The following is a 20,678-nucleotide window of genomic DNA, read 5'->3' as shown; positions in this document are numbered from 1 at the left end:
CAGAATCTTTTATCCAAATAAATATTGCTTAATCTCTAAGATTTTTACTTAAATTTATACATTATTAAAATTATGAAAAAAATATTAATTGTTCTGCTGCTTGCGTTTGTCATCATTCAATTTTTCCCAATCGACAAAACGAATCCACCGGTGAATAATGGAACAGACTTTTTAGTGGTTAAAAATACCCCGGAAAATGTAGCTAAAATAATTAAAACTTCCTGTTATGATTGCCATTCAAATGAGTCAAAATATCCTTGGTATTCAAGCATTCAGCCTTCAGCCTGGTTTTTGAAAGATCACATTGAGGAAGGAAGAAAACATTTAAATTTTTCAAATTTTGCTACCTATACGGTAAAACAGCAATCAAGAAAACTGGAAGAAGCTGCGGAAGAAATTCAGGGTGGCGATATGCCGTTAAGTTCTTACACGATGATTCACGGTGATGCAAATATGACCGCAGAACAAAAAGTGCTGGTCATTAATTATTTTAAGGAAATGTCAAATGATATCAGGATCTTAAATAATTTGCCTGCAGATCAGGTAAAAGTTAAAAAATAAACTGTTTTGAATTTAGTAAATAAATATGTCGTTTTTTACGATGGTGATTGCGGTTTCTGCAATTTCTGGGTGGGCTGGATCTTAAAAAATGACAAAAAAGACCAATTTCTTTTTTCAGCGTTACAGTCGGAATTTGGTCAGAAGTTTTTGAGTGAGAGAAACCTTGAATTGAAAAATCTAAGTACTTTATACCTTTTTTCTCCGGGAAAATTTTATCTAAAAAAATCAGCAGCGGTTCTCAAAATTGCCACACTTCTTGGCGGCAAATATTCTTTAATGGAAGTTTTTAAAATAATTCCCGCTTTTTTTAGTGATAAAGTTTATGATCTGATTGCCAAAAACCGCCAGAAGATCGCGTCGGCAAAATGCTATCTTCCAACGCAGGACGAGCGGAAGAAATTCATTCAAAATAATTAAATCTTCATAATTCCTTTTTACTATTTTAATAAATTGGCTGATGCTTCAATTGTAAGTATCTTTGTGAAAATTTAAAAAAATAGAATGTCAGAAGTTATTTTGAATACAATTCCTGAAGCGATTGAAGATCTTAAAAACGGTAAAATCATTATTGTTGTTGACGACGAAAATCGCGAAAACGAAGGTGATTTTCTTTCTGCAGCAGAATTAACGACGCCGGAAATCATCAATTTTATGACCATTCACGGTCGCGGTTTGATCTGTACGCCACTTCCTGAAAAACGTTGCGATGAATTAGGCTTAGACGTAATGGTTTCCAGAAGCAGCGATCCGAAAGAGACGGCTTTTACAGTGTCAATCGATCTTTTAGGCAAAGGTGTTTCGACAGGAATTTCTGCCAGTGACCGCTCTCAAACTATTTTAGCATTAATGGATAAAGATACAAAACCGGAAGACTTTATGCGTCCGGGACATATTTTTCCATTGCGTGCAAAGAAAGGTGGCGTTCTTAAAAGAGCCGGACATACTGAAGCGGCGATCGATCTAACAAAATTATCAGGTTTAAAAGAAGGCGGCGTTATTTGCGAAATCATGAATGACGACGGTTCTATGGCGCGTTTGCCAGAACTATATGTTTTAGCAAAAAAACACGATCTTAAAATTGTTTCTATCGAAGATCTTATTCATTATCAACTCAAAAAAGGAGATTTAATTGAGAGAATCGAAGAAAAAGAAGTGAAAACTTTTTATGGCGATTATCAATTTTACGCTTTTAAAGAAACGAGCACGGACCAAATTCACTTTGCTTTAACTAAAGGAAGTTGGGTTGCAAATGAACCGGTTTTAGTTCGCGTACAATCTTCAAATTCTTATTTTGATGTTTTAAGCCGTTTAAATTCCGGGGAAAAACCTTTGCTTGAGAAAGTTTTTAACAAAATAAATGAGGAAGGAAAAGGGGTGGTAATTTTTATTAACAATGTTTCAACTTCTGAAAATACGTTAAGAAAATTGCAACAGTTTTTAGATTTTCAAAATGGAAAAGAAGAGCGCCCGACTTTAGCCTCGAACTTTCACGATTATGGAATTGGAACTCAGATTTTAAAGAACTTAGGTGTTAATAAATTTAAAGTTTTAACACAAAATCCAGACTTAAAACCTTTGGTTGGTGGATATGATGTTGAGGTTACAGAAATGGTGCAACTTTAAAAACTTTTAAAAATTTAAATAAAAAAAGCAGGAAAAATTAATTTCCTGCTTTTTCTTTTATCAAAATGATGGCAATTATTTCACGATCATTTTTGTGACAGCGTTTCCTTTTTCAGTTCTTAACTGAATAAGATACATACCAGATTTTATGTTATTTAATTTTAAAACCTGAGTTCCGTTATCAGTTTCAGTTTTCGCAGATGTAATCAATTTTCCGCTAAGATCATAAATTGCAATCGTTCCGTTTTTGGCGTTGTTCAATTTTAATCTTGCTTCGCCGTTCGCTACCGGATTTTGCTCCAGCTGAAGTTTGACTGAATTTATGCTGGTTTTAGTTTCATCCGTTGCAAGAGCTGCAGAAGGTTTGTTCCCTAAAATGATAAAATCTCCTGGCTGTAAAGTAACTGCATCTGTTGTTGTACCGAAGTTTCTAACAGAGCTGTCCATTAAATTATACCAGGTTCCGGCGTAAGGTAAATTTGGAATTATGTTTTGTACCGTTAAAGTTAAATTAGCCAAGATAACAACATTTTTGAGTGTTGAAGCGTCCAGTGCATCATTATTAATGAAAATTATTGGCATTAAATTACCAGATTCTACGGTAAAAGTTTTTGTGTCAAAAACCTGATTTGCCAATCTGATCTGTAAAATTTTTGCCCAGGTGTCGTAAACTGCTTTTCTGTTTGCGTCCTGATCGTAACCTAAAGTAAAGGCAACTGGTTTTTCATCCAAGCGACAGTTGTTGTTTATTGATCCGTCCACACATCTGTTGATGCCGAAATCATAACCTAGTTCCCCAAACTGCCAGATCATTTTTGGTCCTGGAATTGGTAAAAATATTGCGCCGTACGCTTTTTGTCTTTGCAATGCGGTTGCTAAATCTTTCACATTGTAAGTACCATTTGTAGCGCCAAAATTAATGTCTTTATAGACGATTCTCTCTTCGTCATGACTTTCGCCATACGTCATATTTCTTCTTTCTGTGAAACCGTGGTTCTCAAAATCAGCTCTTCCAATATTGCTGTCTGAAGTGTAACCCATCGAGTTTTGGTCATAAGCGCCGGTGATATTATCCCACATCATAATTCCTTTTCCCTCGTTTATTCTGTAATTCGCCCATTCCTGTTCTTCAGCATCAGTTCCTAAATGTTCAAAAATAATGTAGGAATTTGGATCGCTTGCCCACTGATAGTCTGCATAACCTTTCAAAATATCCACACGATCTTGTTGGTAAGCATTAGTACAGGCTTGATCTGCGTCTGTGCACTTTTGTGTGAATCCTTTTGTAAGATCCCAACGGAAACCATCCACTTTATATTCATTGATCCATTGTGCTAAAACACGGTTCACATAATATTTAGTTTCAGGTTTTGAATGGTCAAAATCATAAAAAACACTGTATGAATGTTTCGCAGTCTGGTTAAAATAAGGATTGTTTGCGGCAACCGGTCCGTAACCGCTTCCATCATCTACGCTCCACATTCTTTCTAAAGGTGATTGTCCTGTCGCGTGATTTAATGCGATATCCAAAATTACGGCAATTCCGTTTTGGTGGCACTTATCAACAAATTCTTTAAATTTTTCTGGTGTTCCGTAAGCTTTATCTAAAGCATAATGGAAAGCAGGATTATAACCCCAGGAATTATTTCCATCAAATTCCATAATTGGCATTAATTCGATGGCGTTAACGTTCAATCCTTTTATGTAAGGAAGTTTATCGATCATTGCCTGCCAGTTTTTATTGGCTGTAAAATCTCTTACCAAAGCTTCATAAACAATTAAATTTTGTTTAGCAGGTTTGGTAAAGTTTGTAGTTGTCCAGTTGTAAGCAGGTTTTGCAGTTTGAATAATTGAAACATCAAATTGCTGTCCTGCAGGGTAAGCCGGCATATTAGGATAAGTAGTTGCTGAAATAAATTTATCATCATCCGGTGAAAGAATTAATGAAGAGTAAGGATCGGCTACTTTTACGCCGTCATTTGTTCTGTATTGAAAAGTATAGATCTGCTGCGCCGTCAGACCTATAATTTCAATCCAGTAAAGATCGGGGTTTGCCGTGTCTTTTTTCATTAAATAATTACTGTTCACAGACCAGTTATTAAAACTTCCAAGTACATGAACATAAGTCTTTAAAGGCGCATAAAGTGCTAAACCGACTTTCGTTGGATCTGCAGGATCGTAATTTATACCTTGTTTTATATAAGCTGGAATTGCGGCACTTTGTACAACCGGAGTATTACCAAAGGCAAATTTTGAACTTAAAACACTATTGTCTGCAGGATTTGTCGCAGTTAATTCCATATTGACATCAGTTGTTACCGAATATGGGTAAAAATATGATGACGTATTGTTTGCAGTATTAATAACCGTTCCATTCGCTTTTAAAACCCAATTTGCTGCAATTGAAGTTTTGTAATTGATAGGGTAACTTCCGCCAGGTGCTACAAATGTTGTTGTTCCGCTTTTAGGATTGAGATTGGTAAACTGAAATGCACCGATTGCCTGAAAATAATCAATAGTCTGAACCGTTCCCGTTTGATTTTTAATTAAAAACCCCATTTTATTAATACCGTTTCTGCCAAAAAAAGCAGTCGGCGTAAAAGTATAGGTGTAATTATTTGCGCCGGCGTTGTAAGTCATTTTATTTGTTGCCGTAGAGTTGCCGAAAGAAGATCCGTTTGTAGGACAGTCAACCTGAGTATTTGTCGCAGTGTCGAAAGACCAGGACCAGATATAAAGATTGGTAGTTGCCCATACAGCCTGATTAATAGTGCTGGCATCAACAGTTAGCGTGACACTTTGATTTTCACCAAACGTAGTTGGTGAAAAGGTGTAAGTAATGTTTTGTTTTTGAGAAAAAGCGAGCATCTGTATTAAAAACACAAACGTCAGAGCATATAATTTTTTGTACATAAATATTATTTTGGGGGTAAATATAAAAATAATATCGAAATGTAATCGGTTAATTAAATTATTTAACCATTAGCTCTTTTTGAGAAATTAAGGAAGGATTTTCTATCTGCCAGTTTTTGCCCTGTAAAAGTTCAATCAAAAGCATTTTCATCTGATCTGCAGCAACTTGGGGAAGATGACTTTTTTTTGCAGCTTCGATCACCTGCTTTTTTCCATTCTGCTGAATATTTGCCAGATCATCCTTACTGAAAAGATTAAAAAACTGTTCTTCAATGTTATAATATTTATAATCTGTTTCTGTTGAAAGAATTTCAGGTTCGGGAAAATAGAGGAGTTTTACGGTTTTAAGTTCATCGTTTATTTCCCATTTAAATTTATCGAAATCGTAGCCAACTAAAATTTTTGCCTGCACAATTACCAGTGCTTTTTTCTTTGAAGGAATAAAATTAAAAAGTTTCGTGGTTTCTTCGTAATTATAGATTTCATTGAAATGACCTTCCGCTGTCACTACTTTAAAAACCTTCCGCATACTTTCTGCGATCGTGTGCGAGCTTTCAGAAATAACCGGCGCAGAACTACCGAACTTTTTTGAGGCTAAAAACGCAATGATTCCGCCTAAAACCAATCCGATTAAAAGCATTATCACCGTAATTAAAGCGCTGTTTCCTTTAGAATTTGCGGCATTAAAAGCAACCAATGCTAAAATTAATATTAAAAATCCACCAATTGACCACAGAATTATTTTAAATTTTTTCAACCTCAATATTTTTGGCAAAGTTAATGATTATTGTAATTATTATTTTTAATGTTAATAGCCGATAATATTTAAATCTATCGCACTATGTTTTGAATATTAGTACAATTTATTACCTTTAATTTTATTTTAAAATATGCAGCAGAAAACAATTGTTAAAGATGAGATAAGAGACTTTGTATTGTCCATTATAAAAGATAAGATCGAACGGCAGGGAAATTTTTTGGAATTCACGCTGGAAGCAAGTCGAGAAATAAAGAAAACCGCGAAATACGATTCCATTCGTGAAGAAATGCAGGAAGAAATTTATCAGATGCAAAAACAGCAGGCTTTTTTACACGGCTTGAGGCGCGACATGGCTAAAGTTAGAAATAATTCCGCCGAAATCATAAGATTGGGATCGCTTGTGATTACCAACAAAGCCAGATTTTACATTTCTGTAGGACTGGGCGAGTTTTTCTTTGAAAAAGACCGTTTTTACGCCATATCAGAAATCAGTCCAATGGCGCAGATCATGAAAGGCAAAAAAGCGGGTGATTTTTTTACTTTAAATAACATTAGCCAAACTATCGAAGCGGTTTTATAGAGAATTTCGATTAATCGCGAACAGACGCAAGTTTTGTTTTGTTTATTTTTGTGCCTTTAAAACAATTATGGAAAACAGAGAAATTCTTAAAAAAATAATAGAAGACAGAAAAAGTCATTACCCGAAAGATTTTATTCCCGGCGATCTTAAAGAAGGTGTGATTGATGAGATCTTATATTCCGCACAGTTTGCACCCAATCATAAAAAAACCAAACCCTGGCGTTTTCAGGTCTTTGAAGCATTAGACAAAGATGTTTTGGGCGAAGAAATGGCGGAAGTTTATAAAAAATCAACATCGGAAGAAAAATTTTTAGAAAAGAAATACTTAGATATTCAGGAAAAAGTAAAACAATCTGCGGCAGTGATTGCAATATCTGTTAACTTCAGCGGGCTTTTACCTGAATGGGAAGAAATTGCGGCCACCTCTATGGCGGTTCAAAATATGTATCTTACTTGTACGGCAATCGGAGTGGGATGCTATTGGAGCACGCCTGCCGTCAAAGATGAACTTAGCAAATTTTTGAACCTTGAAGAAAACCAAAAGTGCATTGGATTTTTTTACATCGGGAATATTTAAAAAAAAGTTTTGAATATTTATAAAAATTTTAACGAAGAAGAATTAATTGACGCATATATTAACTTGACGGATTATGCAGGTGAGATTAATGATGATCTACTAAAAGTCATTAATGAAAGATCAGATTTAAAAACTATTAAAGAAAAGGCAAATCAGAAAAGAATCATAATTAAAGAAAAAGGCAGGATTTCTTTTGAAATTAATCAATTGATTAAGAATAATAAAACTTTAGATGAGATTGATGAAAATATAAAGTCAGATATTTTAACAGATCAGGAATTATCAGATTTTGTTTTAATTAAATATAATTTTCATAAAAAGGATGTAGAAAATAGGAGGCTTGATAATAAAACTCTTTATAAAAGCCTGATCGCGATACTGCTTTCAACATTTATTGGAGTTATTTTCCTTTTATTAATCGCCGTTAATTTAGAATTTTTCTTTTACTATTTTCTGGTTCCTTTATATATCTTTTGTTATTTTATTATAAAATTGATTACAGGGAAAAGCAGAGAAAATCTTTTTGTTTTTATTTCAAGTTTGGTTGCAACAGTTTTATCGGTAGTTGTTGTCATCCTCTTGGGTTTTAGAATTTCTAAATAGTTTTTTTATTTAATATTTTGGTAGAATCTATTCAAAAATAAAATGTTTGTAAAACGCAATTTTTTCATATCTTTGCGCACTTAATAAATAACGGGACGAGTTCCCACAAACTAAACTTATATGTCAGTAAAAATTAGATTACAAAGACACGGTAAAAAAGGAAAACCTTTTTTCCACATCGTAGTAGCAGATGCAAGAGCAAGAAGAGATGGTAGATTGATTGAAAAAATCGGTACTTACAATCCAGTTACCAATCCAGCAACTATCGATTTAGATGTTGATGCAGCAGTAAAATGGTTAAACAATGGTGCGCAACCAACGGATACAGCCAGAGCAATCCTTTCTTACAAAGGCGTGCTTTACAAAAAACACCTTTTAGGAGGCGTGGCAAAAGGTGCTTTTGATGAAGCCGAAGCAGACAAAAAATTTGCAGCTTGGTTAGAAGAGAAATCTAAACAAGTAGAAGGTAAAAAATCAAATTTATCTCAATCTAAAGCAGATGCTAAAAAAGCAGCTTTTGATGCAGAATCTAAAGTAAACCAAGATAGATTAGACGCAGCAGCGAAAATTCAGGCAGATGCAAAAGCGGAAGAAGATGCTAAAAAAGCAGAATTAAAAGCAGCAGCAGATGCAAAATTAGCAGAAGAAAAAGCGGCTGAAGAAGCAGCGAATGCTGCTGTTGAAGAAGAAAAAACTGAGGAAGCTCCGAAAGTTGAAGAGCCTGCAGCTGAAGATAAAAGTGTTGCAGAAATTGCAGCAGAAAACGTAAGTGAAAAAGCCGCAGCGAACGTAGATGAAAGCGCAGCTAACGGTTCTGATAAAACAGAAGGAACTGAAGAAGCAAAAGCATAAATAAAAAAACCATGATGCGAAAAGAAGATTGCTATTTTTTAGGCAAAATTACTCGCAGACATGGTCTGGCTGGAAATGTCATCCTGAAAATGGATACTGACCAACCGGAATTTTATAAAAACCTGGAATCAATATTCGTTGAAATAAACGGAATATTGGTTCCTTTTTTTATTAATAAATTGGGTTTTTCGAAACGGGATACACTCAATATTTCCTTTAAAAATTCTACTGAGGCTTTGGTTGATCAAAGTATTGGCAGAAACGTTTTCCTTCCGATGGAAACTTTGCCGCCACTTTCCGGCACCAAATTTTATTACCATGAAGTGATTGGTTTTGAAATTCTGGATCAAGACGGAAAATCTTGTGGCATCATCAAAGAAATTAATGATTATATCGCGCAACATTATTTTATCCTAAATCTTAATGGCAAAGAAGTCATAATTCCAGTAATTAAAGATTGGGTTTTAGAAGTGAGTCGTGAAGAAAAAACTATTAAAATGCAGGTTCCAGAAGGACTTTTGGATGTGTATTTAATTAATTCTAAAAAAGACGAGTAGAAACAATTCGTTAATAATCATACTTACAAAAGTTTAAAATTTCTTTTTTAAACCTTATTTTTTACCATCAAAAATTTTCCCCTTCATCAATAATTACGCCATTTTTTATTATATTTGTGAACCTTTTTAGATATTTAGAAATAGATATTTACAAAGCAAATATTTTAAAAACTACATGGAAAAGACAACGATAAAAAAACTTCTCGGAGATTATAAAAAATTAATTCACCACGATATCACCGTTCAAGGCTGGGTTCGGGCATTTCGCTCAAATCGTTTCATCGCATTGAATGATGGTTCTACAATTAATAACTTACAGATCGTTGTTAATTTTGAAGATTTCAGCGAAGAATTAATTAAAAATATTCATACAGCAAGTTCTCTTAAAATTACCGGAGAATTGGTTGAAAGTCAAGGTTCTGGGCAAAGCATCGAAGTTTTAGCCAAAAAAATAGAAATTTTAGGTGATAACTTTTTTGAAGAAATGCAAACTACGATTCTTCAACCTAAAAAACACAGTTTAGAAAAACTTCGTGAGCAGGCGCATTTGCGTTTTAGAACTAATCTTTTTGGAAGCGTTTTTAGAATTCGCCATGCCGTGAGTTTTGCGATACATCAATATTTTAATCAAAATGAATTCTTTTATTTAAATACGCCGGTTATTACGGGAGCAGATGCAGAAGGCGCTGGCGAAATGTTTGGAGTTACTAATTTTGATTTAAATAATTTACCAAAAAATGAAGAAGGAGAAATTGATTACGAGCAGGATTTCTTTGGTAGAAAAACAAATCTGACGGTTTCCGGACAATTGGAAGGTGAAACTGCAGCGATGGGATTGGGAAGGATTTATACTTTCGGACCAACATTTAGAGCAGAAAATTCTAATACCACACGTCATTTAGCAGAATTTTGGATGGTGGAACCAGAAGTTGCTTTCAATGATTTGGAAGACAATATTGATTTGGCAGAAGATTTTTTAAAATATGTAATTAAATATGTTTTAGAAAACTGCAAAGATGATTTAGCATTTTTAGATAATAGATTTGCAGAGGAACAAAAAACAAAACCAGAAAAAGACAGAGCAAAAGAAGGTTTAATAGAAAAATTGGAAAATGTTATTGAAAAGCGTTTCAAACGTGTAAGTTATACAGAAGCAATTGAGATCTTATTAAACTCAAAAGAAAATAAAAAGGGTAAATTTCAATTTCCGATCGAGAATTGGGGAACGGATTTGCAATCCGAACACGAACGTTATTTAGTGGAGAAACATTTTGAAAGTCCGGTTGTTTTGTTTGATTATCCGAAAGATATTAAAGCGTTTTATATGCGCCAAAATGAAGATGGAAAAACTGTTGCAGCGATGGATGTTTTATTCCCGGGAATTGGTGAAATTATTGGCGGATCTCAGCGGGAAGAACGTTATGAACTTTTAAAAACCAGAATGCAGGAAATGCACGTCGATGAAAAAGAACTTTGGTGGTATTTGGATACGCGAAAATTTGGATCTGTGCCGCACGCAGGTTTTGGTTTAGGTTTGGAAAGGCTGGTGCTTTTTGTGACAGGAATGTCGAATATTCGAGATGTAATTCCTTTCCCAAGAACTCCGAAAAATGCGGAATTTTAGTTTTAATTTAACCACAAAGTCACAAAGTTTTTTTATTTAAATAACAAAGAGGCACAAAGAATTATTTGAAATAAAATTTTAAGCCACGAAAACAAGATTTTTTAACTTTAATAAAAAAGTATTGAAACTTTAAATAAATTGCAGCCCGACTTGAGTGGAAATCCTTTTTTTTGCATTTGAAAAAAAAGATTGGGAACGGAAGGCGGAAATGTCTGCCAAAAATATAATTTAAAGTAAACATTCGATGTAATCAAATGTTTGCCAAAATAATAAAAAAAATCACTTCAAAAGTGAAGAAGCATATATGTTAAAACAAGGTTTTCAATTAAAATTAGGGCAGAAATTAGCGCCACAACAAATTCAGTTGATGAAATTGATTCAGCTTCATACATTAGAGTTTGAAGAAGAACTGGAGCGTGAACTGGAGGAAAATCCCGCTTTGGAGAAAGCCAAAGAAGAAAATAAGGAGGAATACGAAGACAACTCCGAAGATTATAACGACGAAGGCAGCGAAAGTATTGATACGGATTTTGACGTCAATGACTATATTTTTGACGATGAACCGGCCTATAAAACCAGTGCAAATAATTATTCTGCGGATGACGAGGAATTCGACAGTCAGGCACTTTTAACCGAAAGTCAATCTCTTTATGATTATCTTTTAGAGCAGATCAGGTTAAGCGCGATTGATGAAGATGATCTTCAAATCGCTGAATATATTATTGGAAATCTTGATAACGACGGCTATTTACGACGTGAGATAAAAGCACTTGTTGATGATCTTGCCTTCGCAAGAGGTCTTTATACAACAATTGAAAAAGTAACGGGAATTTTAGAAAATTACGTTCAGAAATTGGATCCGCCAGGAGTTGGCGCAAGAAATCTTCAAGAGTGTTTGCTTTTGCAGATTGAAAAAAGAGTAACAACTGATAAAGCAGTTTTTTTGGCGGCAAGTATTTTGAGAAATCAATTTGATGCTTTAACCAATAAACACTACCAAAAAATAGTGCAGAAATATGACATTGAAGAAGATGATTTAAAAGATGCGTTGGATGAGATTTCAAAACTTTCACCACGTGTTGGTGGAAATTTCGATACGCAAACCATCACCATTAACCAGGAAATTATTCCGGATTTTTTAATTCAAATTATTGAAAAAGGAAAAAATGGGGCAGAAGTTTTGGCAACGTTAAACAGTAAAAACGCGCCAAGTTTAAGGGTTTCAAGTGAATATAAAGATATTTTAAGTACTTATTCTCACGATAAAAAATCTAAAGAACATAAGCAGGCAGCACTTTTTATCAAGCAAAAATTAGATGCTGCGAAATGGTATATTGATGCGATCAACCAACGCCAGAATACTTTGTTGCAAACTATTAATGCTATTATTAGTTTACAGAAAAATTATTTTTTAACAGGTGATGATAAATCATTAAAACCTATGATTTTAAAAGATGTTGCTGACATAACTGGTTTTGATATTTCGACAATTTCCCGTGTTGTAAAAAGTAAGTACGCTGATACGCCGAACGGAATTTTATATCTTAAAAACTTGTTTTCGGATAGTTTGACTAACGATGATGGTGAAGAAGTTTCTACAAAAGAAATTAAAACGCATTTGATGGATATTATCGAAAAGGAGAGTAAAAGAAAACCTCATACTGACGATGCTTTGGTTAAACTTTTAAAGGAAAAAGGTTACAATATCGCAAGAAGAACGATCGCAAAATACCGCGAACAGCTTAATATTCCTGTTGCGAGATTGAGAAAGGAATTGCTTTAGAATATTAGGTTGTAGTTTTTTGGTCGTAGGCATTGGGAATATTTAGTTTATTGCTAATTCGTACCACCTAAAACCTTAAAGCAACGACCTAAATTTAATCCTTGATTCTCAAAAATTCTTTTGCTAATTCTATCATTTTAGGATCGCCGGTGTATTTTCCTTTTTCGTCGGACAATTTTACGGTCGCGATCCAGTCTTTATTTGGTGCTTGAACGCCAATTAATTTCATCACGATATTCATTGGTTTTAAGCCGACATCGTTGGTAAGATTTGTGCCAATTCCAAAAGAAATACCGATTTTTCCGCGACATGCTTTGGTGATTTCATCTACTTTTTCGAGATTTAAACCATCTGAAAAAATAATGTATTTGTATAATGGATTGATGCCGTTTTCCTCATAATGTTTAATAGTTTTTTGCGCAAATTCAATCGGATCTCCGCTGTCGTGACGAACACCGTCAAATAACTTGGTGAATTTTTTATCAAACTGTTTAAAGAAAACTTCCGTCGTAAAAGTGTCTGAAAGAGCAACTCCCAGATCGCCGCGATAGATATCTACCCAATGTTCGAGCGCGATTTTATTGGCCATTTTAAAACCATATTCTGCGGCGTGAAACATAAACCATTCGTGCGCGTGCGTTCCAATAGGTTTTGTCTGGTACAGCATCGCCATATGTACATTTGAGGTTCCGATAAACGTGGAAGTTCGATCACGGCTCAATGCATCTAAAACCAAGCGCTGCACTTTATAAGAATGTCTTCTGCGCGTACCAAATTCAGCAAAAGTAACGCCCAAATATTTTAGATGTCTTGCTTTATCTAACGTATTTTCTAAAACCGTTTCATTAGAATTTCTCTCCAGATTTTCCATTATATAATGCAATTCGCTTATTAAAGAAAGTAAAGGAACTTCCCACAAAATAGTGCGGTACCAAAGTCCTTCAACAGTAACTTCCAAATCATTTCCATTTTGTGAAATGTGAACTTCTGATGGATCATATCTGTAACCTTCCAGAAAATCTAAATAAGGCAAATCAATGTAAGGACAAGTTTTCGCCATGAATTTCTTTTCCTCTTTCGTCAATTGTAATTCTGCCATTGAATTGACCGAATTTCGCAATTCTTCCCCAAAATTTTCAGGAAACGTGTGTTGACCGCGGTTAATGAATTTGTACTTTACGATTTGGCTCGGGAATAATTTCACCACGGCATTTTGCATGGTAATTTTATAGAAATCGTTGTCAAGAATAGAATTAAGTTTAACTAAAGGCATTTAGGATAAATTTTAACGAAAGATAAGAAAATTCCAATTTTAATTAAAAACTTATTGCTTTTTTTTGGGCAGCAATTCCGCCTTCCGTTCCCACTCTTTTTTTCAAATGCAAAAAAAGGAGTTCCACTTAAGTCGGGCTGCAAAGATTTCTTCTAATTAAGTGCAAAAATCGTATGAAATTACTTCTTAATAAATTTAAAAGTTTTGGTGGAAGTCGGCATTTTTAGCAAAATGACATAAGCGCCACTTGGAAAATTATGAACATTCACGCGCAATTTAGATGGCCCTGAATCGGAAAAAATCATTTTGCCACTCATATCGAAAATGGAAATACTTTCCACCTTTTCATTAACTGCCCGGATAAAAAGCAGATCAGAAGTAGGATTTGGATAAATACTCAGATTTTTATCAATTTCAGAAGTGCTCAACGTGGAAACTAAAGTTACCGGTTCGCGGTAGAAAGATATTTCAAGAAAATAATCCGTATAATTTTTTGCAAAATAAGCTTCACAAGTATAATTTGTGTAATCGTCTTGTTTAATGCCATTAATATAAAAATTCTCTGATGTTGACGACTGTCTGTCCTCCAAATTTTTAAACCAGGAAAACTGATAATCGTCTCCTGAAAGTGATTGTTTTAAAACGACATTTTCTTCAAAAGCTGCCGGAACAGAAAGTGGGTCGTCATATCTTTGAGGAGAATAAGTGAAATCCGTTAATTTTGATTTTTTATCTAAAAAAGTTTTAATATCAGACAAGGAAAATCGGTTGTCATCAATAAAAGTAAGCGCCGGAATTTTAGCCGGAATGGTGCCCGAAAGTTGATTTCCCGTTAAAGATAACATTTGAAGTGTTGACAGTTGTAAAAGATCTGTGGGAAAACTATCCTTTAATATATTATGATTTAAATAAAGTTGCTCCAGATTTTTTAGACTTAAAAGTGCCGAAAAATTACCTGCAAGTAAATTTCTACCTAAATTTAAATGAACAAGATTGGTTAAAGTGCCAATATTTGACGGTAAATTTTCCAGTAAATTATTTTCGAGGGAAAGCCATTCGAGATTTTTTAAATTACTTAAAGGTGATTCAAAATTTGTGGCTAAAAGATTTCGGCTAAGATCTAAAGTCGTCAATTTCGTTAGAGTTCCGAGTTGTGTCGGCAATTTCGAAAGTTGATTTCCTGCTAAATTGAATTCTTTTAAATTTATTAAAGATGAAAGATTATCAAATCCTGTTTTTAGTTGGTTATCGCTGAGATCTAAACTTTCTAATTTTGTAAGTGTTGCAATTTTCGGCGGAACTGCATTCAGATTAAGTCCTGCAATATTTAAAACTTTTAGCTGTGAAAAATTCTGAATTAAAATATCAAGATCAGCGATATTAAATAAATTATGACCAATGGAAAATTCTGCTAAATTGGAAAGTGACGATAAAGCTGCAGAAGGATCGCCGGTTAATTTATTATCATTAAAACTTAAAGAAACCAAATTTGTTAAAGTTCCAACACTTAGTGGAACATCGCCCGACAGATTGTTATTGCTGAGATCCAAAACCTGTAAACTTGAAAACGCAGAGAGATTTGAAGGGAAACTACCTTTTAAAAAATTACCACGTAAACTAATCCCGGTTACGACGTGATTTTTAATTTTAATGCCGTACCAGTTTTGCGGATCTTTATTTAAATCCCAGGTTTGGCTCCAGTTGTTGCCATCAGTACTTTGATAAATTGAAAGTAAGGCATTTCTTTCCGCAGAAGTGATGCTGTACTGCGCAGGAAAAAAAGTTGAAAAAAGTATAAAAAGTAAAGTTATTTTCAATGAAATGTAATAAGTGGTTGTAGAAAAATGAAAAAGAACCAGCGGAAAACTGTTTTTTTTATCAAGTGTCAAATATATTTAATTTCACTGAGGTATAAACTTTTTTTAACACTGATTTATAAAAAGTTACACTTATTATTGTACAATCAAATTAATTTCTTATTTTTGCACCCTGAATTATTTAAAACAAAAAGCAATTAAATGCCTACTATTCAACAATTAGTAAGAAAAGGAAGAGCCACACTTGCCAAGAAGAGCAAATCGGCTGCTTTGGATTCTTGTCCACAAAAACGCGGTGTTTGTACGAGAGTATACACCACAACTCCTAAGAAACCTAACTCTGCACTACGTAAAGTAGCGCGTGTAAGACTTTCTAATGGGAAAGAAGTTAACGCCTACATCCCGGGCGAAGGACATAATCTCCAAGAGCACTCGATAGTATTGGTACGAGGCGGAAGGGTGAAAGACCTACCGGGAGTAAGATATCACATCGTGAGAGGTGCTTTAGACACTGCAGGAGTTAGTGGAAGAACACAGAGAAGATCCAAGTATGGAGCAAAAAGACCTAAACCAGGCGCTGCAGCAGCTGCACCGGCAAAAGGCAAGAAAAAATAATCATTAAATAAGGTACAGAAGCAATGAGAAAGACAAAAGCGAAAAAAAGACCGTTGTTACCAGATCCAAAATTTAATGATCAATTGGTAACTAGATTTGTGAACAATTTAATGTTTGATGGTAAAAAATCCATCGCATTTAAAATATTTTACGATGCATTAGAAATCGTAGAAAGCAAAAAAGGAGAAAATGAAAAAACTTCTTTAGAAATTTGGAAAGACGCACTTACTAATGTGATGCCTCACGTAGAGGTAAGATCAAAAAGAGTAGGTGGAGCAAACTTCCAGATTCCAATGCCTATTAGAGCTGATAGAAAAATTTCTATGGCGATGAAATGGTTAATAAAATATTCTACTGCAAGAAATGATAAATCTATGGCTAACAAATTAGCAGCAGAGATCATCGCGGCAGCAAAAGAAGAAGGTGCAGCTGTTAAAAAGAAAACAGACACTCATAAAATGGCTGAAGCTAACAAAGCATTTTCACACTTTAGATTTTAATTAAATGAGTAGAGACCTACAATACACACGTAATATTGGTATTGCTGCGCATATTGATGCCGGTAAAACCACTACTACTGAAAGAATTTTATTTTACACAGGTGTAAATCATAAAATTGGAGAAGTGCATGATGGTGCTTCTACAATGGACTGGATGGAGCAGGAAGCAGAAAGAGGTATTACAATTACTTCTGCTGCAACAACTTGTTCCTGGAATTTCCCTACAACTCAAGGTAAGGTTTTACCTGAGACAATGCCTTATCACTTTAACATTATTGATACACCTGGACACGTAGATTTTACGGTTGAGGTTAACAGATCTTTAAGAGTTTTAGACGGTTTGGTATTTTTATTTTCAGCAGTTGATGGTGTTGAGCCGCAATCTGAAACCAACTGGAGATTAGCTGATAATTACAACGTTGCAAGACTAGGTTTTGTAAATAAAATGGACCGTCAGGGTGCAGACTTTTTAATGGTTGTAAATCAGGTTAAAAAAATGTTAGGTTCTAATGCAGTTCCTATCGTTTTACCAATTGGTGCTGAAGAAACATTTAAAGGTGTTGTAGATCTTATCAAAAACAGAGCGATCGTTTGGGATGAAGCAGGACAAGGAGCAACTTATGAAGTAGTGCCAATTCCTGAAGACATGAAAGCAGAAGTTCTTGAATACAGAGAAAAATTAGTTGAGGCTGTTGCAGATTACGATGATACTTTGATGGAGAAATTCTTCGAAGATCCAGATTCAATCTCAGAAGACGAAATTAATGAAGCCTTAAGAAAAGCGACGATTGATTTATCAATTATCCCGATGACTTGTGGTTCTTCTTTCAAAAACAAAGGTGTTCAGTTCATGTTGGATGCAGTTTGTAAATATCTTCCTTCTCCAATGGATAAAGATGATATCGTAGGAACTAATCCTGATACCGAACAAGAAGTTACGAGAAAACCAAGCGTTACAGAACCTTTCGCAGCATTGGCTTTTAAAATTGCTACCGATCCTTTCGTAGGGAGATTGGCATTCTTTAGAGCATACTCTGGAAGACTTGATGCAGGTTCTTATGTTTTAAACACAAGATCTGGTAACAAGGAAAGAATCTCTCGTATCTATCAGATGCACGCTAACAAACAAAATCCTGTAGATTATATTGAAGCAGGAGATATTGGTGCAGCAGTTGGTTTTAAATCAATTAAAACTGGTGATACTTTATGTGATGAGAAAAATCCTATCGTTTTAGAATCTATGGTTTTCCCAGATCCAGTAATTGGTATCGCGGTTGAGCCTAAAACTAAAGCAGATCAAGATAAAATGGGGAATGCTTTGGCTAAATTGGCTGAAGAAGATCCAACTTTCCAGGTTAAAACTGACGAGGCTTCTGGTCAAACTATCATTTCAGGAATGGGTGAACTTCACCTAGATATTCTTGTTGACCGTATGAGAAGAGAATTTAAAGTGGAGGTAAACCAAGGTGAACCACAAGTTGAATACAAAGAAAATCTTACGCAAACTGCTAATCACAGAGAAGTTTACAAAAAACAATCTGGTGGTCGTGGTAAATTTGCTGATATTGTTTTCACAATTGGTCCTGCTACAGATGGCAAACCAGGTTTGGAATTCATAAATGAGATCAAAGGTGGTAACATTCCAAAAGAATTTGTACCAGCAGTTGAAAAAGGATTTAAAGAATGTTTGAAAAATGGTCCTTTAGCAGGATTTGAAGTAGAAGGTTTTAAAATCGTATTAAAAGATGGCTCTTTCCACCCGGTGGATTCTGATGCATTATCTTTTGAATTGGCTGCAAAGATGGGCTTCCGTGAAGCTGGGCGCGCTGCTAAACCAGTAATTATGGAACCAATTATGAAACTTGAAGTGGTAACTCCGGAAGAGTATATGGGAGATATCGTTGGTGACCTTAACAGAAGAAGAGGCACGGTAAACGGTATGGACGATAGAAATAACGCGAAGATCATTAAAGCTTTTGTACCTTTATCAGAAATGTTTGGTTATGTAACTTCACTTCGTACACTTTCCTCAGGTAGAGCAACTTCTTCCATGGAATTTGAAAAATATGAAGCGGCACCATCAAACGTTGCAACAGATGTAATTGCAAAAGCAAAAGGTTAATCTCTAAATTAAATTAAAATGTCACAAAGAATCAGAATAAAATTAAAATCTTATGATTACAATTTAGTAGATAAATCTGCTGAGAAAATCGTAAGAACTGTAAAAGCTACAGGTGCAGTAGTAAATGGACCAATTCCATTGCCTACAAACAAGAGAATTTTCACAGTGTTGAAATCTCCACACGTTAACAAAAAAGCAAGAGAGCAATTTCAGTTATCTGCACACAAAAGATTGATGGATATTTATTCATCTTCTTCCAAAACTGTAGATGCATTAATGAAATTAGAATTGCCTTCAGGCGTTGATGTAGAAATTAAAGTATGATGCAATTTGCTACGGCAAAAAATCAAAACTTATATTATAAAATCCCTTTTCGAAAGATTGGGGATTTTTTTTATTTAAAATGAATCCAAATTACGTTATTTTAGTTAAATTTTAAAAAATAACTTGCATAGTTTTAGTTTTAGTTTTAGTTTCGTACTACATTATCCAACAAAAATAATGTATTATGAAAAAAGTTTTATTATTAGCAGCTTTTGGAGTTGCAGGATTGATGAGTGCAAATCAAGTGAGTCAAACATTTGCTAAATCACATTTAACCGCTGAACAAAATTTAAATTTTATCAAATCAGCAAACAATAAATTTGCTCCACCAGCACATCAATTTGTTCCTATTCAATCACCATGTGGTCAAGTTTATTATTTGGATTTGAATCAATATAGCGATGATGCCGCTGGGCTAATACAGTTTGGAAATGATATTAATTATTTCAATGAGCAAAAATGTGGCAGCGGTGGCGGTTTTCAAGGACAATATACCTAATGTTTTTTAATATTACGTAGTATGATTTAATTTCATCTTAAATTTTTATAGTAATAGATGTCCTATGATTTATTTAAAATTTGCACTCTTTTTTTTTCCAATTATTTTATTGTCCCAAGAAACCACATTTCCCAAAGACTTTAAAATGAGAAGCTCTGCTTTTTTGGTCAAAAACTACGACGAAAGTATTTTAAATGTTTACTATATTTTTAATTCTATTGATAAGAGTAATTTAAAAGGTAAATCAGTTGAATCTGTCTGTATTCTGCAAATTGGAAAAAATTTTTCAAAATTTAGCGATACATCAAGGTTAAGATTAGATTCTTTAATGACAAAATATTCTCGTCAAGATAATATTGGGTCAGTAGAAATTAATGATCTTCTCAGGTATAAAATACTTTGGTCGGGTGTAAGTTTAAAAGATTTTAAGGAAAAAAAAGTAACCCATCAAAACACAGTAGCGGGAAAAATATACCAATATGACGAAGGGGTTCCCGAACAAATTTGGCAACTTAAAAACGAAGTAAAAATTGTTCTGGGTTATAAATGTAATAAGGCAATTCTCAAATATCGCGGAAGAATATATACAGCTTGGTACGCGCGGGAAATTTCAATCAATAACGGGCCCTATATATTTCAGGGACTTCCGGGATTAATCTTGGAAATACAAGATCAGGATAATTATGTTCATTTTACTGCAAAAGGTATTGATAGAAAATTAATGGATATTTATTTGGAAAACAATCAATCGATACTTAATGTTAACCGGGAGAAATATAGAGAAATAAGAAAAAATTATTTTGATAATCCATCGGCTTTTATTTATGGCACTGCATATAACCAGGATGGCACGCCAATAATTTCAAAACCAATTCATACTAGTGTATATAATCCACTGGAATTAGAATGAAACTATCAAATCCCTTTTCGAAAGATTAGGGATTTTTTTATTAAGAAGTTCGTCATTGTGAGGAACTTCCTGTCCCGCAACTTCGGGAAAACAATCCGTTCACATAAAGAATAATTCTTAGAAGCAACAAGATTTGCGATACTTTTCTAAGTCTCACCCGCTTTCCGCTATATCTTTTTCTGCGC

At 34.3% G+C, this 20,678-nt stretch carries 19 protein-coding genes and 1 pseudogene; 16 read left to right on the top strand and 4 right to left on the bottom strand.

Going from position 1 to position 20,678, the window contains the following annotated elements; all coding sequences use genetic code 11:
- Positions 1–72: 72 nt before the first annotated feature.
- The 3 genes from BM238_RS08200 to ribB all read left to right on the top strand — a co-directional run bounded on the left by BM238_RS08200 (position 73) and on the right by ribB (position 2,184).
- The gene (locus BM238_RS08200) at positions 73–561 is read left to right on the top strand and encodes a heme-binding domain-containing protein (RefSeq protein ID WP_090079705.1); all 489 of its coding nucleotides are present in this window, start codon (positions 73–75) and stop codon (positions 559–561) included.
- Positions 562–567: 6 nt separating this feature from the next.
- Entirely contained in the window at positions 568–978 is a 411-nt protein-coding gene (locus BM238_RS08195; protein WP_090079704.1) for a thiol-disulfide oxidoreductase DCC family protein, read from the top strand.
- Between the two features lie 84 nt (positions 979–1,062).
- Positions 1,063–2,184 carry a 3,4-dihydroxy-2-butanone-4-phosphate synthase gene (gene ribB, locus BM238_RS08190; RefSeq protein WP_090079703.1) on the top strand — a complete coding sequence of 374 codons (1,122 nt, stop codon included), beginning with the start codon at positions 1,063–1,065 and terminating at the stop codon, positions 2,182–2,184.
- Positions 2,185–2,259: 75 nt separating this feature from the next.
- On the opposite strand, the gene BM238_RS08185 is transcribed toward ribB, so the two are convergent.
- Positions 2,260–5,097: an alpha-amylase family glycosyl hydrolase gene (locus BM238_RS08185; RefSeq protein ID WP_090079702.1), complete on the bottom strand. Its 2,838-nt coding sequence runs from the start codon at positions 5,095–5,097 to the stop codon at positions 2,260–2,262.
- Positions 5,098–5,155: 58 nt separating this feature from the next.
- A complete protein-coding gene (locus tag BM238_RS08180) occupies positions 5,156–5,854 on the bottom strand; it encodes a DUF4230 domain-containing protein (protein ID WP_090079701.1) in 699 nt (232 codons plus the stop codon).
- A 133-nt stretch (positions 5,855–5,987) separates the two neighbouring features.
- Here BM238_RS08180 and BM238_RS08175 point away from each other — a divergent pair, with 133 nt between their 5' ends.
- The 7 genes and pseudogenes from BM238_RS08175 (at position 5,988) to rpoN (ending at position 12,433) form a co-directional block, all read left to right on the top strand.
- On the top strand, positions 5,988–6,437 hold the full coding sequence (locus BM238_RS08175) for a hypothetical protein (protein WP_090079700.1): 450 nt from the start codon (positions 5,988–5,990) through the stop codon (positions 6,435–6,437).
- A gap of 67 nt (positions 6,438–6,504) precedes the next feature.
- Positions 6,505–7,014 (top strand): nitroreductase family protein, encoded by a 510-nt coding sequence (locus BM238_RS08170; protein WP_090079699.1) that lies wholly within the window; start codon positions 6,505–6,507, stop codon positions 7,012–7,014.
- Positions 7,015–7,023: 9 nt separating this feature from the next.
- The gene (locus BM238_RS08165; protein WP_090079698.1) at positions 7,024–7,617 is read left to right on the top strand and encodes a hypothetical protein; all 594 of its coding nucleotides are present in this window, start codon (positions 7,024–7,026) and stop codon (positions 7,615–7,617) included.
- Between the two features lie 120 nt (positions 7,618–7,737).
- Positions 7,738–8,337 (top strand): annotated as a pseudogene (locus BM238_RS08160) (30S ribosomal protein S16); the annotation flags it as partial.
- 146 nt (positions 8,338–8,483) lie between these two features.
- A complete protein-coding gene (gene rimM / locus BM238_RS08155) occupies positions 8,484–9,026 on the top strand; it encodes a ribosome maturation factor RimM (RefSeq protein ID WP_090079791.1) in 543 nt (180 codons plus the stop codon).
- Positions 9,027–9,201: 175 nt separating this feature from the next.
- Complete coding sequence (asnS, locus tag BM238_RS08150; protein WP_090079696.1) at positions 9,202–10,650, top strand: asparagine--tRNA ligase; 1,449 nt, start codon at positions 9,202–9,204, stop codon at positions 10,648–10,650.
- A 304-nt stretch (positions 10,651–10,954) separates the two neighbouring features.
- A complete protein-coding gene (gene rpoN, locus BM238_RS08145) occupies positions 10,955–12,433 on the top strand; it encodes an RNA polymerase factor sigma-54 (RefSeq protein ID WP_090079695.1) in 1,479 nt (492 codons plus the stop codon).
- A 94-nt stretch (positions 12,434–12,527) separates the two neighbouring features.
- On the opposite strand, the gene pncB is transcribed toward rpoN, so the two are convergent.
- Positions 12,528–13,706, bottom strand: a complete 1,179-nt coding sequence (pncB, locus tag BM238_RS08140) for a nicotinate phosphoribosyltransferase (protein WP_090079694.1) — start codon at positions 13,704–13,706, stop codon at positions 12,528–12,530.
- A gap of 179 nt (positions 13,707–13,885) precedes the next feature.
- Complete coding sequence (locus BM238_RS08135; protein ID WP_090079693.1) at positions 13,886–15,595, bottom strand: T9SS type A sorting domain-containing protein; 1,710 nt, start codon at positions 15,593–15,595, stop codon at positions 13,886–13,888.
- 129 nt (positions 15,596–15,724) lie between these two features.
- On the opposite strand from BM238_RS08135, the gene rpsL reads away from it, so the two are divergent.
- The 6 genes from rpsL to BM238_RS08105 all read left to right on the top strand — a co-directional run bounded on the left by rpsL (position 15,725) and on the right by BM238_RS08105 (position 20,493).
- A complete protein-coding gene (rpsL, locus tag BM238_RS08130) occupies positions 15,725–16,138 on the top strand; it encodes a 30S ribosomal protein S12 (RefSeq protein ID WP_090079692.1) in 414 nt (137 codons plus the stop codon).
- 23 nt (positions 16,139–16,161) lie between these two features.
- The gene (gene rpsG, locus BM238_RS08125) at positions 16,162–16,638 is read left to right on the top strand and encodes a 30S ribosomal protein S7 (protein ID WP_090079691.1); all 477 of its coding nucleotides are present in this window, start codon (positions 16,162–16,164) and stop codon (positions 16,636–16,638) included.
- Positions 16,639–16,642: 4 nt separating this feature from the next.
- The gene (fusA, locus tag BM238_RS08120; protein WP_090079690.1) at positions 16,643–18,760 is read left to right on the top strand and encodes an elongation factor G; all 2,118 of its coding nucleotides are present in this window, start codon (positions 16,643–16,645) and stop codon (positions 18,758–18,760) included.
- Positions 18,761–18,778: 18 nt separating this feature from the next.
- On the top strand, positions 18,779–19,084 hold the full coding sequence (gene rpsJ, locus BM238_RS08115) for a 30S ribosomal protein S10 (RefSeq protein WP_090079689.1): 306 nt from the start codon (positions 18,779–18,781) through the stop codon (positions 19,082–19,084).
- A 184-nt stretch (positions 19,085–19,268) separates the two neighbouring features.
- Entirely contained in the window at positions 19,269–19,583 is a 315-nt protein-coding gene (locus tag BM238_RS08110; RefSeq protein ID WP_090079688.1) for a hypothetical protein, read from the top strand.
- Between the two features lie 64 nt (positions 19,584–19,647).
- A complete protein-coding gene (locus tag BM238_RS08105) occupies positions 19,648–20,493 on the top strand; it encodes a GLPGLI family protein (RefSeq protein WP_090079687.1) in 846 nt (281 codons plus the stop codon).
- Positions 20,494–20,678: the final 185 nt, after the last annotated feature.

It is taken from the genome of Halpernia frigidisoli, assembly GCF_900113805.1.
GTDB classification, from domain to species: Bacteria; Bacteroidota; Bacteroidia; order Flavobacteriales; family Weeksellaceae; genus Halpernia; species Halpernia frigidisoli.
This window is presented reverse-complemented; position numbering and strand designations above follow the sequence as displayed.